Raw genomic sequence first — 13,831 nt, forward strand, 5'->3', positions numbered from 1 at the left:
GGACACAAACCAGACAGTGTCCCGCGCTCCCCTCCGTCCCAGGCATTGAATGGCCAGACGGGGTGCCCTTAGCGTCCGCGGTCAGCCGATGACCGCCAGCACGACGACGAGGCAAGAGCGTGCGCGTCTGAATCGAGACGCGCTGATTTCAACACAGGTCAACGACTTCGTCATCGAGGAGCGGATTGGCGAAGGTGGAATGGGCATCGTCTATCGCGCCGCCCATCCCTTGATTGGCAAGCAAGTCGCCATCAAGGTGCTCCGCTCGGAGCTCGTCACCCAAGAGCAGGTGGAGCGGCTGCTCGTCGAGGCCCGCGCGGTCAATGCCATCCGCCACCCGGGCATCATCGACATCTTCGGGTTCGGACAGCTCCCTGATGGCCGCCCCTACATCATCATGGAGCTGCTCCAGGGCCAATCCCTCTCAGCAGTGCTCCAGCAGCGCTCGCGCCTCAACCCGAACACCGCCGTCTGGATTCTCGACCAGATGCTGGCCGCGCTCGGTGCCGCGCACGCGGCGGGAGTGGTGCATCGCGACCTGAAGCCCGGGAACGTGTTCCTCGCGGATGTACTGGACGGCTCGCGCGTCGTGAAGCTCGTCGACTTCGGCATCGCCAAGCTGGTGCGTGAACAGGCGGGGCCGGCCACCGTGACGGGCGCCATCCTGGGGACTCCCGAGTACATGTCCCCCGAGCAGATTCGAGGCAACGCCATCAGCGCCGCCACGGACCTCTACGCCGTCGGCGTCATCGCCTTCCAGATGCTGACGGGTGAGCGCCCATTCAAGGGCGACCAACTCCAGGTCCTCTTCGCCCACGTCGAGCAACCCCCGCCCCTCCCGTCCTCGCTCGTCTCCGACATTCCCTCCGAGCTCGATGCACTCGTCCTCCGGTTGCTCGCCAAGAGCCCGTCCCAACGCCCGGAGTCTGCGGACGCCGTGCGCCGAGCACTGAAGCAGATTCCGCCCAGCCGTCTTCCTCCGCTCGACACGGAGCCCACAAGCGTCATGGGGCCGCTCCGGCGGGAAGGCGGCACGAAGTCCACCGCGTCCCAGATTCGGCTCGACCGCCCCATGCTTCGGCGCTTCCACTGGGCCTTGGCCGCGGGCGGCGTGCTTCTCTCCACCATCGCCGCGACCGCGGTCCTGCGCTGGCCTCGCCCCTCCGCCACCGAAACGCCTCCCGAGCCCGTCGCACGGCGGATGGCCCCGGTCGCTCCCGAGGAGCCCGTCGCGAAGCAGCCCACGCCCAACGCGCCGTCTCCCCAGCCCCTCGTCGCCGCCGCTCCCACAGTGACCCCACCTCCCCAGCCCGCGGTGCCTGAGCCTCAAGCAGCTCCTCCCGAGGCACCCGTCCGGACACCGACGCCCGCACGAAGCGCCGCGACTCCGACGGACCCCAAGCTGGTTCACCGCATCCAGCAACTCACGGAGCGCTACGAGCAACTGACGTCGGGACACGCCCCTATCCCCGAGCTCGAGAAGGAGCTCAAACGCGTTCATGCCCGGGCACAGACGGCCAGGACTCGCTCCCAGCTCGCACATGTGAACACGTCCCTGGACACACTGACCCAGCGCCTGGATGCCGTCGCCGCGTCTCGGGTGCCCAGTCCGCTTCCCTCGCTCCCGCCCGTGGTGGCGCTCCCCGCTCCGGACCCTCAGTTCCTGGCCCTGTTGACCACGCCGAAGCTGACTCCTCCGGACGAAAAGCTGGCCCGGCGCTTCGCCTACCTCAAGTCGCTCTACCTGGTGCGCTCCATGAAGCGGGCGTACCCCAAGCACCACGAGGACACCTTCGTCCAGCTCCTGCTTCACGCGTTGAAGGCGGACACCGCCACCCAGCGCATGGACATCCACCGCGCCCTCGACGAGTGGAAGGCCGCGCTGGACCGGGCCACGCCCAAGTAGCTCCTCCCCCATCCGACAGTCCCCCCGCGCGGAACTTCGCGTGCAATCATCCACGAAATCCTTCGTAGTACGTGACACGACCCAGTCCTCCCGCACGAGACCTTCGGATTCCGCATGCGCCCCTTCCTGCCTTCCCGCGTCCTCCCCGTGGCCCTCTCGGGCCTCGTCGCCCTTGGACTCCTCACCGGCGCGGACACGCCCAAGCCCACCACCCAGTGGCTGGCCCGCCCCTCCGAAGCCGCGCGCATCACCCGCGTCGAGCAGGGCCTCCGCGCCCTCACCCTCCCGGGCGAGGCGCCTCGCAAGATGTCCCTCCAGGACTGGATGGCCCTGTATGAAGTCCCCGGCGTCAGCATCGCCGTCTTCGACAAGGGCGCGCTCGTCTGGGCCAAGGGCTACGGCGTGAAGGAGGCGGGCGGCACCGAGCCCATCACCATCGACACCCTCTTCCAGGCCGCCTCCATCAGCAAGCCCGTGTCGGCCCTGGCGACCATGCACCACGCCGAGAAGCGCAAGTGGTCGCTCGACGAGGACATCAACGCCAAGCTCGTCTCCTGGAAGCTGCCCGACAACGAGTTCACGAAGGACCAGAAGGTCACCCTGCGCCGGCTGCTCTCCCACAGCGCCGGAACCACCGTGCACGGCTTCCGGGGCTACTCGGCCCAGGCTTCTGTTCCCACGCTGCATCAGCTTCTCAATGGCGAGAAGCCCGCCAACTCCCTCCCTGTCCGCGTGGACACCGTGCCCGGCACCCTGACGCGCTACAGCGGCGGCGGCACCTCCATCGTCCAGCAGATGCTCGTGGATCAGCTCCAGAAGCCCTTCGCCACCATCATGAAGGAGACCGTGCTGGCGCCGCTGGGCCTGAAGAACAGCACCTACGAGCAGCCCTTGCCCAAGGCCCTGGAGTCCCTCGCCGCCGTCGGCACGCGCTCGGGCGGCAAGAGCCTGGAGGGCCGCTGGCACACGTATCCGGAGCAGGCCGCCGCGGGCCTGTGGACCACGCCGTCGGACCTCGCCCGCATCGCGCTGGAGGTCTCCAAGGCCACCCAGGGCAAGTCCCAGCGCGTGGTGTCCCAGGCCATGGCGAAGCAGATGCTCACCCGCCAGTCCAAGGACTTCGGCATCGGCTTCGAGCTCCCTCCGGGCCAGGCCTGGTTCGGTCATGGCGGCTCGAACGAGGGCTACCGCTGCGTCCTCATCGCCTTCGCCGAGCCCGGCAGTGGCATCGCCATCATGACCAACTCGGATGACGGAGGACTCCTCTTCGACCGCCTCGTCTCCAGCGCCGTGGCGGAGTACGGCTGGAAGGGCTTCATCCCCGACCCCGAGTCCGCCTACTTCACCACCGACATGCTCGTGCGGACCCAGGGCGTGGACGCCGCCATCGCCTGGCTCACCACGCACAAGAACACCGCGACCGGCAAGGACGCGCCGTCCTCCGACATCCTCAACTCCCTGGGCTACTCGGTCATGGTCAAGGGCCGCCTCCCCGACGCCGTGAAGCTGTTCGAGGCCAACGTCGCCCTCTTCCCCCAGGACGCCAACACCCACGACAGCCTGGGCGAGGCCTACGCCAACGCCGGACGAAAGGACGACGCCGTGCGCAGCTACCAGAAGTCCCTGGAGCTGAACCCGAAGAACGACAACGCCAGGAAGATGCTGCGAGAGCTCGGCGCGGCGGCGGCCACGACGAAGTAGCCACCCCTCCACACCGCGAGGACAGAGCGGAAACCACACCGCTCCGTCCTCACGGACGCACCACCGCATCACGGCTTCGTGCTGGCGTGCAGCACCACCCCACCTGGCGCCACGGACTCACGCCAGGTCGCCACGGGAGGTGCCCCCGCGAAGTCCCTCGTCACGCGCCAGGGTGCCCCCCTCGGAGCCCTCCTCGTTCAGCTCCTCGAGGGAGCGCCGCTGCGCTGTGACGGTCGCGGGCCGCGGCGGCTCGCGGAAGTGGACGAAGAGGAAAGCGGCCCGACGCTCCTGGGTGCGGAGAAGCATGCAATCATCCACGAAAGTCTTCGTAGAACGCACGACGACGCAGCCCTTCCCCCTCGAGCCCCACCCGGATTCCCCCATGCGACACCGTCTACCTTCCCGCGTTCTCTCCACGGCCCTCTCGGGCCTCGTCGCCCTTGGACTCCTCACCGGCGCGGACACGCCCAAGCCCGTCACGCAGTGGGTGGCCCGTCCTTCCGAAGCCGCTCGCATCGCTCGCGTCGAGCAGGGCCTCCCCGCCCTCACCCTCCCCGGCGAGGCGCCTCGCAAGATGTCCCTCCAGGACTGGATGGCGCTGTATGCCATCCCCGGAGTCAGCGTCGCCGTCTTCGACAAGGGCGCGCTCGTCTGGAGCAAGGGCTACGGCGTCAAGCACGCCGGTGGCAATGAGCCCGTCACCATCGACACCCTCTTCCAGGCCGCCTCCATCAGCAAGCCGGTGACGGCTCTCGCCGCCATGCACCACGCCGAGAAGCGCAAGTGGTCGCTCGACGAGAACATCAACGACAAGCTCGTCTCCTGGAAGGTGCCCGACAACGAGTTCACGCAGGACCAGAAGGTGACGCTGCGCCGGCTGCTCTCCCACTCCGCCGGGACGACGGTGGGTGGCTTCCGTGGCTATTCACCCCAGGCCCCCTTGCCCACGCTGCCCCAGGTCCTGAACGGTGAGAGCCCGGCCAACACCGCCCCGGTGCGCGTGAATGTCGTGCCCGGCACCCTGACGCGCTACAGCGGCGGCGGCACGCTCATCGTCCAGCAGATGCTCATCGACCAGCTCCAGAAGCCGTTCCCCCAAATCATGCGGGAGACGGTGCTCGCGCCCCTGGGCATGAAGCACAGCACCTTCGAGCACCCCCTGCCCAAGCACCTCGAGCCGCTCGCCGCCAGCGGGACTCGCTCGGGTGGAAAGACGGTCGAGGGACGCTGGGCCGTCCACCCGGAGCTGGCCGCCGCCGGCCTGTGGACCACGCCCACGGACCTCACGCGCATCGGGCTGGAGGTGTCCCCGGTGTCCAAGGGCCCCTCCCAGCGGGTGGTCTCCAAGGCCATGGCCCAGCAGATGCTCACCCGGCAGTCGGAGTCCTTCGGCATCGGCTTCCTGCGTCGCAAGGACCTGCCGTGGTTCGGCCATGCTGGCGGGAACCAGGGCTACCGCTGCCTTCTCATCGCCTTCCCCGAAACGGGAAGCGGCATCGCCATCATGACCAACTCGGATGACGGCATGTTCCTCTTCGACCGCCTCGTCTCCAGCGCCGCCGCCGAGTACGGCTGGAAGGGCTTCACCGCCGACCCCGAGTCCGCCTCCTTCACCACGGACATGCTCCTGCGGATGAAGGGCGCCGACGCCGCCATCGCCTGGTTCACCGCGCACAAGAACACCGCGACCGGAAAGGACGCGCCGTCCGCCGCCGTCCTCAACGACCTGGCTTATGGGCTCATGGGCAAGGGCCAGCTCCCCGACGCCTTGAAGCTGTTCGAGACCAACGTCGCCCTCTACCCCGAGGACGCCAACGCCCACGACAGCCTGGGTGAGGGCTACGCCGCCGCTGGCCGCAAGGGCGACGCCATCCGCAGCTACAAGAAGTCCCTGGAGCTCAACCCCCAGAACGACAACGCCGTGAAGCAGCTGAAGGACCTGGGCGCGGGGGCAGCCGCGAAGTAGCCCTCGGCTCACACGGGCCCGGCGCTCAGCTTCGAGGCGCGGGCCCTCTGCCCTCTCAGCGCGTGTCGTTGAGCCGCGCCGCCTGCGTCAGCAGGTAGTTGCGCTCCGGGAGGCTGGTGGTCCGCTCCGCCGCCTTCCGGTAGTGGGCCACCGCCTCAGCGTGTCGCCCCGCCCGCTCGAAGAGGTGCGCGCGGACCGCGTCGAGACGGTGGCTCTCCTCCAGCCGCCCCTCCGCGTCCAGCGCCTTCAAGAGCTCCAGTCCCGCCTCTGGCCCGTGCACCATCGCCGTCGCGATGGCGTGGTTGAGCGCCACCACCGGGTTGTCGGACAGCCCCATCAACACACCGTAGAGCGCGAGGATTTGGGGCCAGTCCGTGTCCTCGGCCCGCGCGGCCTCGTCGTGCACCGCAGCGATGGCCGCCTGCACCTGGTACGTCCCCAGCGAGCCCTTCGACAGCGTCGCGGAGATGAGCGCGACGCCCTCTTCAATCATCGCCGCGTTCCAGAGGCTCCGGTCCTGGACGTCGAGCGGAACCAGCTCCCCCTCCGGCCCCGTCCTCGCCGCGCGCCGCGCATCCGTGAGCAGCATCAGCGCCAGCAGCCCCGCCGCCTCGCCGTCCTCCGGCAGGAGCGTGTGCAGCATCCGCGTGAGGCGAATCGCCTCGCCCGACAGGTCCGTGCGGTGCAGCTCCGGCCCGGAGCTGGCCGTGTAGCCCTCACTGAAGATGAGGTAGAGCACGTGCAGCACCGCGCCCAGCCGCTGTGCGGTCTCCTCCGGCGTGGGCTTCTGGAACGGCACCCCGGAGCCCTGGATGCTCTGCTTGGCCCGGCTGATCCGCTGCGCCATCGTCGACTCGGGGACGAGGAACGCCTTGGCGATCTCCGCCGTCGTCAACCCGCCCACCGCGCGCAGCGTCAGCGCAATCGCGGAGGCCGTGGTCAGCGCGGGGTGACAGCACATGAACAACAACACGAGCGCGTCGTCCCGCCCCGCCAGCTCGTCCCCGTCCCGAGGCAGCACGAGCTGAAGCTCCGGCGGCACCAGGCTCACCACCAGCTCCTCGCGGTGGCGGCGCGCGGCCTCGGCGCGCACGTGGTCCGTGATTCGCCGTGAGGCGACCTGAATCAACCACGCACGCGGGTCGTCCGGCACGCCGTCGCGCGGCCACTGCAGGGCCGCCGCGAGCAGCGCCTCCTGCACCGCGTCCTCCGAGGCGCCGAAGTCTCGAAACTTCCGGAGGATGGCACCCAGCACCCGCGGCGCATGCTCCCGCAGCAGGTGCTCGATGCGTCTGTCACTCGACTCCGTCATCACATCATGTCGGGCGGCGGACCACTCATCACCTGCCGCACTTCGATCGCCATGTTGAGCGGCGCGCCCCCTCGCCCGGGAGCAGCGGACGCCTCCGCGGCGATGTCATAGGCGCGCTCCGGGCTGTCCACTTCGACAATCCAGTAGCCCGCGAGGAACTCCTTCGACTCGGGGAAGATGCCGTCGGTGATGGGCTTGCCGTCCGCGCCCGCGCGAACCCGCTTCGCCTGGTCCGGGAACGCCAGCCCTTCGGCCACCAGCAGCTCCCCCGTCTCGCGGAGCTTCTTCGCGAAGCCCACCATGAACCGGATGTGCGCCTGGATGTCCTCCTTCGGCCAGTGAAGGATGCCGCCGGCGCCCTCGCGAGGGGAGTTCATCATCAGCATGTATTTCATCTTCATGGGGTGGCTCTCTCGTCTCTTCGGTCACCCGCGCCCCGGGATTGGGTGCGCGTTCATCGGGATGTCGGAGCCACGCGCGAGGTCTCGACATCGGCGATTAAATTAATCGACGCGCCTCGCAAGCGGGCGAAACAACTGGAGTCTTCCGCGAGGACACCTCAGCAGACCTTGCCCGGATTGAGGATACCCAGGGGGTCCATGGCCCCCTTGAGGCGCCGGTGCACCCGCATCGCCTCCTCGCCCAGCTGCCGCCCCAGGAAGGGTTGCTTCAGCACCCCCACCCCATGCTCCCCGGTGATGGTGCCCCCCAGCGCCAGCGCCGCCTCCAGGATGTCGTCGAACGCCGCGCGGGCCCTCGCCAGCGCCGCCGGATCCTTCCGGTCGAAGACGACGGTGGGGTGCATGTTGCCGTCCCCCGCGTGGCCGAAGGTGCCGACCAGCACCTCGCGCCGCGCGGCGATGCCCTCCACGGCGGCGAGCAGCTCCGGGATTCGCGACAGCGGCACCCCCACGTCATCCAGCAGCGTCGCCCCCTGCCGCTCCAGCGCGGGGAAGGCCAGCCTTCGCGCGGTGAGGAGCAACTCCCCCTCCGCTTCGTCCTCGGAGTGGGTGACGAAGGTGGCGCCCGCCGCCTCACAGCAGCGCGCCATCGCCTCGATCTCCGCCACGCCCTGGTCGCCGCCCGCGTCGGAGCGCGCCAGCAGGAAGGCCGCGGCCTCCACGTCCAGGCCCAGCGGCTTGTACGCCTCCACCGCCCGGCACGTGGCCCGGTCCATCAGCTCCAGCAGGGAGGGCCTCGTGCGCGCCATGATGTCCGTGACCGCGAGACCCGCGCCGGACAGCGTGGGGAAGGTGGCCACCAGCGTCGTCGCGCGAGGAGGCTTGGGGCGCAGCTTCAGCGTCGCCTCGGTGATGACGCCCAGCGTGCCCTCCGAGCCGACGAACAGCCGCGTCAGGTCATAGCCCGCGACGTTCTTCACCGTGCGCCCGCCCGTGCGCACCACGGAGCCATCCGCCAGCACGACCTCCAGCCCCAGCACCGCGTCCCCGGTGACGCCGTACTTCACGCAGCACAGGCCCCCCGCGTTTGTCGCCAGGTTGCCGCCCAGGCTGGAGAACTCCCAGCTCGCCGGGTCCGGCGCGTACCAGAGGCCCTTCTCCGCCGCCGCGGCCTTCACCTCCGCGTTCAACACCCCCGGTTGAACCACCGCCAGCAAACCTCGGGGGTCCACCTCCAGCACCCGGTTCATCCGCATCAGCGACAGCACGATGCAGCCGTCCGTCGCGTTCGCGCCACCCGACAGCCCGGAGCCCGCGCCCCGAGGCACCACCGGCACCTTCCGCGCGGAGGCGACGCGCAGCACCGCGCGCACGTCGTCCGTACACGTCGCGCGCACGAGCACCAGGGGCTGCCCCGACGGTGCCCACTCCGCCTGGTCGCGACGATGCGCCTCCAGCACGTCCGCGTCGGTGATCAGCGCTTCCGAGGGAAGCACCGCCGCCAGCTCTCGCAACAGCGCCGTGTTCATGACGAGTGCTCTCCCACCCATGCGCGCATCTTCGAGTGCAGGGCCCACCTACCTGATGCCGCCACCGACTCGGCGAGAAAGCGAAGGGGAACAACACGCGAGCGAGCCCCCGTCGTGCCCGGACTGTTCTCCGGGCAACCATGCTGTCCAACCTCCCCGATTGACGCAAGGACAGCACCGTCGTGAGGATGCGCGCGCTGCTCGGTGCGAACCCATCGGAGGCGACTGACATGCCCAAGGTGCTGATTCTGGCTGGTGACGCGGCGGAGTCCCTGGAGGTGATGTACCCGTACCAACGGCTGCTGGAGGAAGGCTACGAGGTCCACCTCGCCGCCCCGTCGAAGAAGAAGCTCCAGTTCGTGGTGCACGACTTCGTGGACGGCTTCGACACGTACACGGAGAAGCCCGGCTACACGTGGCAGGCGGACCTGGCCTTCTCCGAGGTGAAGCCCGCCGACTACGTCGCCCTGGTCATCCCCGGCGGCCGCGCCCCGGAGTACCTCCGCAACAACGCCGACTGTCAGCGCATCGTCCGGCACTTCTTCGAGCAGAACCGCCCCGTGGCCCACATCTGCCACGGCCCGCTGCTGCTCACCGCCGCCGGAGTCCTCAAGGGCCGCAAGAGCGCCGCGTACCCCGCGCTGAAGCTCGACGTGCAGGGCGCGGGCGCGGAGTTCATCGACTCCGCCGCCGTCCTCGACGGGAACATGGTCTCCACGCGCGCCTGGCCGGACCACCCCGCGTGGATGCGCGAGTTCATGAAGCTGCTGCGCGCCAAGGCCCCCGCGGCCTGACGTCTTGACGCCAGGGCCCACTCCCGCCGAAGTGGGCCCCGGCGGCTGTCCCCGCCCACCATGTCCGAGGACTCCCCCACGCCCCCCAGGAGGACAGCGGTCGACACGTCGGTCCCCGACTTCGACATGCCCTTCCCCCAGATGCTCGCCGTGCGCGTCTGGAGCGTGCTGCTGGAGCTCATCACCCGGGTGGGGGACCTGCTGGTGCTCGTCTGGCGCCCGCGCCTCGTCCCGCCCTACCTGAGCCTCTGGCTGCGGGAGGCACTCGCCTCCCCCTACCGCGCGCGTCGCTCCTTCGACGTGGTCCGCGTCCTCCACGCCAGCGGCCAGCACTTCCGGGAGCTCATCTACGGGGAGACACCCGTCCACACCGCCGTGTGGCTCTTCAAGAAGGCGGGCCTCACCTCCGCCTCCCAGCTGGTGGACCTGGGCGCGGGCCGGGGCCGCGTGCTCCTCGCCGCGCGCTGGATGGGCGCTGGGGCCCGAGGCATCGAGCTGCTGGAGCAGCACGTGACGCTCGCCTCGGGGCTGGTGCGCCGGGCGGGCGCGGAGCTGCGCCAGGGGGACGCCACCCAGGCCGACCTGGGCGACGCCACCCACGTCTTCATCAACTGGACCGCGCTGTCCCCCGAGACGCGCGAGCGCATCGTCGAGCGCCTGCGCACCTGCCGCCCCGGCACCCGCGTCCTCACCGTCACCCGCCCCGTGGAGGGCCCGGGCTTCACCCTCCTCTCGCGGCACTCGCTCCTCTTCACCTGGGGCGTGGAGGACGTCTGGATTCACGAGCGGTGCGCCCCCGGGGATGCTCTTTGAGATGCAAACACTCCAGCGGGGGCACGGGTGGACCCGACTCCGGCGTGGCTTCCTCTCGTGACGGCTCCATGCCTAGGCTCGCCGGCTCGATGCCGGTCGGACGGGTCCGCCTCCCCCCGGGGCGCGCCCTCTTCACGACTGGATGACTCAGGTCCCCGGGCCCATGGGCCATGGGGCACACAGGAGCAGGCTCACATGAAGGCATGGATGGCCGTGGCGATGCTGGCGGTGGTTCCCCTGGTCGGATGCGGTGGCTCGCGCGAGCTGAACCGCGCGCGCGCCGAGTCGAACGTGCTGCGCAAGGACGCCGAGTCGCTGCGCGCGGAGAACGAGGCCCTGAAGACCAAGGTGTCCGAGCTGGAGGGGGAGCTGGCCAACGTGTCGAAGGAGCGCGACGAGCTGAAGGTCGCCGCGGAGCAGGCCGCCGCCGCTCCGGCCGTGGTCCCCGCCGCGGGTGGCAAGAAGCGCAAGAAGTAGTCCTGGGAGCATCCGGCGTGTCGGAGCGTTCGGCCCGACACGTCGGAAGCCCTGTCGGCGGTGCCCCTCGTGAGGCGCGCCCCAGGGCACCTCGGGCCTCGAGGCGCCCGGCACACCCACTGCACTGACGGACGCTCACCCCGGAGCAACCCCGCCCCGGCCGCGGCGGTGACACCGCCCCGCTCCCGCAGGAGTGAGCCATGCCCGAAGTGACCATCGACAAGCCCGCGCAGCCGCAAGCCTCTCCCCAGACGACGGAGAGCCTGACGGCCACGCTCGTCAACCAGACCCAGGCCAACCTGCTGCTCGTGAAGTCGGCCAGCGGCCTGCAGTGGACCCGCCCGCCCCCGGCCACCATCACCCCGGGCCAGTCCGGGCAGTTCGCCAGTCCCGGGGACTTCAGCAACCCCTCTTCGGGCTCTGTCGTCTACCAGTCCGCCTCCTCGGGCGGCGCGACGTTCACGCTGACGTGGGACATCCCCTCCGTCGGCGCCAACAGCATCCACTGGCAGACGACCCCGGGGCTCACCGCGCAGGAGAGCGGCTCGCTGAGCGGGTGGAACCTCTCCGCCTCCTGGTTCATCAGCGGGTGATGCCATGCCGGTGAGTGCCGGGACCGCGCTCCTCGCTCACGGCTGGGCTAGAATCCCGAGGTCCAGGCCCCCCATGTCCCCCACGCTCGCCGATGTGTCCACCGCCGCCGTGCCCGAGCGTGGAGGCGGCCCGAAGGGGCCTCAGCTCGTCCCGGCCCTCACCGTCATCTCCCATCCCGTCCCCCAGCGCGTCGGAGAGCGGCTGCGGCTCGACGCGCTCACCGCGGGACGGGAGGTGGCCGTGTCTCGCAACGGGCCGGACTTCAGCCGGCCGGGTGCGCCTCGCGGACAGCCGCTGAATGACCCGTTCATCAGCCGCAAGCCCCTGGTGTTCTCCCCGGGCTCGCGCGCCGGAAGCGTGCGGCTGACCTGCCAGGACGGGGGCACGAAGGTGGCCATCGCGGGCTCCACGCTGGAGGGGACCTGGGAGCTGTCCGAGAGCGAGCTGGCCTCGGGTGTCCCGCTGGAGCTGGGCCAGCGCGTGGTGCTGCTGCTCCACCCCGTGGAGGCGGCGGACGATGCCCCCACGGCCGATGCGCTGGGCATGGTGGGCGAGAGCACCGGCGTGCGCCGCCTGCGTCGCCACATCGAGCGCGTGGCGGACCTGGACGTGCCCGTGCTCATCCGAGGCGAGACGGGCACGGGCAAGGAGCGCGTGGCCCAGGCCATCCACCAGCGCAGCCGACGACGCTCGGGCCGCTTCCTCTCCGTCAACCTGGGCGCCATTCCGAAGGAGCTCGCCGCCGCCGAGCTGTTCGGGACGCAGAAGGGCGCGTACACGGGCGCGACGCAGGGCCGCGAGGGCTTCTTCCGCGCCGCGCACGGGGGCACCCTCTTCCTGGATGAAGTGGGCGAGGCCCCGCCCGAGGTGCAGGTGATGCTCCTGCGGGTGCTGGAGACCGGCGAGCTGTACCCCGTCGGAGGCTCCACCCCCATCGCCGTGGACGTGCGGCTGCTCGCCGCCACGGACGCGGACCTGGATGAGCGCATCCGCGATGGGCGCTTCAAGGCGCCGCTGCTGCACCGGCTCGCGGGCTACGACCTCCATGTGCCCCCGCTGCGCGAGCGGCGCGAGGACCTGGGTCGACTCTTCTTCCACTTCGCCCGCGAGGAGCTGACGGCGCTGGGCGAGGCGCACCGGCTGGACAACGAGGACGCCTACGCGCAGCCCTGGCTGCCCTCGGCGCTCGCGACGCGGCTGGTGCGCTTCCAGTGGCCGGGCAACATCCGACAGCTTCGCAACCTCGCGCGACAGCTCGTCATCGGGAGCCGAGGACAGCCCACGCTCCAGGCCGAGCCCCGACTGGAGCACGAACTGGAGCTCGCCGCCGCGGCCCTGCCCGGCGCCGCCGTGGCGGGCGAGGCGCTCGAGTCCCCCCTGGAGGGAGCCCGCGCGGCGCCGCGACGCAAGGCGTCCCAGGTGACGGAGCAGGAGTTGCTCGCCGCGCTGCGGGAGCACGCGTGGGACTTGAAGGCCACCGCCGAGGCCCTGGGGATTCCGCGCCCCTCGCTCTACGACCTCATCGACAAGAGCCCGAACCTGCGCACCGCGGGGGACTTGAGCTCGGAGGAGATTTCGCGCGCCTTCGAGACGCACGAGGGTGACTTGGACGCGATGGCGCGCGCGCTCGAGGTGTCCCGGCGCGCCCTGGGCCGGCGCTTGAAGGAGCTGGGCCTCACGCCTCGCGCGGAGTGACGCGCGCCTCGCGAGCGTGCGCCGCTCCGAGCCTCATGGCATGACACATGCTCATGCGGACACGGGTCAAACCGTGTCACTGGGAAGGTGAAACATGAGGAAGGCGATTGCAGTCGCAAGCGTGTTGGCTGTCGCGGGCTGGTGGGCTTGCGCGGCACGGACGGGAGTGGAAGCCCCCAAGCCCCAGCAGGAGGCGCGACTCACGAGCGGGGACTCGTGCCAGTGCGCTTCGGACCCGTGCCCGGATGACGGCGGGACGAACTGCCTGGATATCTCCGTGAGCCTCAACTCCTCGGGGAAGAAGAAGTTCAGCCCCGGCTGCGACTCCCACGGCTGGAGTCTGTGCGCGGGACAGCAGGTGGTCATCAGCTCCGAGCTCAACGAGGACCTCTGCGTCGACCTCATCAGCACGGGTGGCAACCTGGATGGAGGCACGGGGAGCCGGGTGTCCCTGTCGAGCGGCGCCTCCTGGACACCCTCCACCCTCTCCGCGGGCGAGTACTGCCTGAGCGTCTGCAACAAGAACGGCACCGACTGCTCCCAGGGCTGCAAGAAGTCGGACTGCGAATCCGACGACGCGACCATCCGAGGGAACATCGACGTCGTCACCAAGGGCCCCACCGAGCCCGAAGGCGAGCGCTGA

At 70.2% G+C, this 13,831-nt stretch carries 13 protein-coding genes; 9 read left to right on the plus strand and 4 right to left on the minus strand.

Translation table 11 applies throughout. From position 1 onward, the window contains the following. The first annotated feature begins 88 nt into the window (after positions 1-88). Together MYSTI_RS42775 and MYSTI_RS40100 are read left to right on the plus strand one after the other, a co-directional pair. The gene (locus tag MYSTI_RS42775; RefSeq protein WP_015353607.1) at positions 89-1,906 is read left to right on the plus strand and encodes a serine/threonine protein kinase; all 1,818 of its coding nucleotides are present in this window, start codon (positions 89-91) and stop codon (positions 1,904-1,906) included. Between the two features lie 114 nt (positions 1,907-2,020). Then, a complete protein-coding gene (locus MYSTI_RS40100; RefSeq protein ID WP_015353608.1) occupies positions 2,021-3,607 on the plus strand; it encodes a serine hydrolase in 1,587 nt (528 codons plus the stop codon). A gap of 117 nt (positions 3,608-3,724) precedes the next feature. Here the strand turns inward: MYSTI_RS40100 and MYSTI_RS40105 are convergent, their stop codons facing one another. Then, the gene (locus MYSTI_RS40105; protein WP_044282626.1) at positions 3,725-3,913 is read right to left on the minus strand and encodes a hypothetical protein; all 189 of its coding nucleotides are present in this window, start codon (positions 3,911-3,913) and stop codon (positions 3,725-3,727) included. A gap of 76 nt (positions 3,914-3,989) precedes the next feature. Here MYSTI_RS40105 and MYSTI_RS40110 point away from each other — a divergent pair, with 76 nt between their 5' ends. After that, the gene (locus MYSTI_RS40110; RefSeq protein ID WP_015353609.1) at positions 3,990-5,573 is read left to right on the plus strand and encodes a serine hydrolase domain-containing protein; all 1,584 of its coding nucleotides are present in this window, start codon (positions 3,990-3,992) and stop codon (positions 5,571-5,573) included. 55 nt (positions 5,574-5,628) lie between these two features. Here the strand turns inward: MYSTI_RS40110 and MYSTI_RS40115 are convergent, their stop codons facing one another. The 3 genes from MYSTI_RS40115 to MYSTI_RS40125 form a co-directional block, all read right to left on the minus strand. Then, positions 5,629-6,885 (minus strand): RNA polymerase sigma factor, encoded by a 1,257-nt coding sequence (locus MYSTI_RS40115; RefSeq protein ID WP_015353610.1) that lies wholly within the window; start codon positions 6,883-6,885, stop codon positions 5,629-5,631. Beyond that, on the minus strand, positions 6,885-7,286 hold the full coding sequence (locus MYSTI_RS40120) for a YciI family protein (protein WP_015353611.1): 402 nt from the start codon (positions 7,284-7,286) through the stop codon (positions 6,885-6,887). The genes MYSTI_RS40115 and MYSTI_RS40120 overlap by 1 nt, the downstream gene beginning before the upstream one ends. 158 nt (positions 7,287-7,444) lie before the next feature. Beyond that, positions 7,445-8,815, minus strand: coding sequence for an FAD-binding oxidoreductase (locus MYSTI_RS40125; RefSeq protein WP_015353612.1), 1,371 nt, complete (start codon positions 8,813-8,815; stop codon positions 7,445-7,447). 230 nt (positions 8,816-9,045) lie between these two features. Here MYSTI_RS40125 and MYSTI_RS40130 point away from each other — a divergent pair, with 230 nt between their 5' ends. The 6 genes from MYSTI_RS40130 to MYSTI_RS43540 all read left to right on the plus strand — a co-directional run bounded on the left by MYSTI_RS40130 (position 9,046) and on the right by MYSTI_RS43540 (position 13,831). After that, positions 9,046-9,609: a DJ-1/PfpI family protein gene (locus tag MYSTI_RS40130; protein WP_015353613.1), complete on the plus strand. Its 564-nt coding sequence runs from the start codon at positions 9,046-9,048 to the stop codon at positions 9,607-9,609. A gap of 126 nt (positions 9,610-9,735) precedes the next feature. Beyond that, positions 9,736-10,422: a class I SAM-dependent methyltransferase gene (locus MYSTI_RS40135; protein ID WP_015353614.1), complete on the plus strand. Its 687-nt coding sequence runs from the start codon at positions 9,736-9,738 to the stop codon at positions 10,420-10,422. Positions 10,423-10,617: 195 nt separating this feature from the next. Further along, a complete protein-coding gene (locus MYSTI_RS40140) occupies positions 10,618-10,899 on the plus strand; it encodes a hypothetical protein (protein WP_015353615.1) in 282 nt (93 codons plus the stop codon). 200 nt (positions 10,900-11,099) lie between these two features. Then, positions 11,100-11,492 (plus strand): hypothetical protein, encoded by a 393-nt coding sequence (locus MYSTI_RS40145; RefSeq protein WP_015353616.1) that lies wholly within the window; start codon positions 11,100-11,102, stop codon positions 11,490-11,492. A gap of 73 nt (positions 11,493-11,565) precedes the next feature. Continuing rightward, entirely contained in the window at positions 11,566-13,188 is a 1,623-nt protein-coding gene (locus tag MYSTI_RS40150) for a sigma-54-dependent Fis family transcriptional regulator (protein WP_015353617.1), read from the plus strand. Between the two features lie 166 nt (positions 13,189-13,354). Beyond that, a complete protein-coding gene (locus MYSTI_RS43540; RefSeq protein ID WP_144370245.1) occupies positions 13,355-13,831 on the plus strand; it encodes a hypothetical protein in 477 nt (158 codons plus the stop codon).

The organism is Myxococcus stipitatus DSM 14675 (assembly GCF_000331735.1).
Lineage (GTDB): Bacteria > Myxococcota > Myxococcia > Myxococcales > Myxococcaceae > Myxococcus > Myxococcus stipitatus.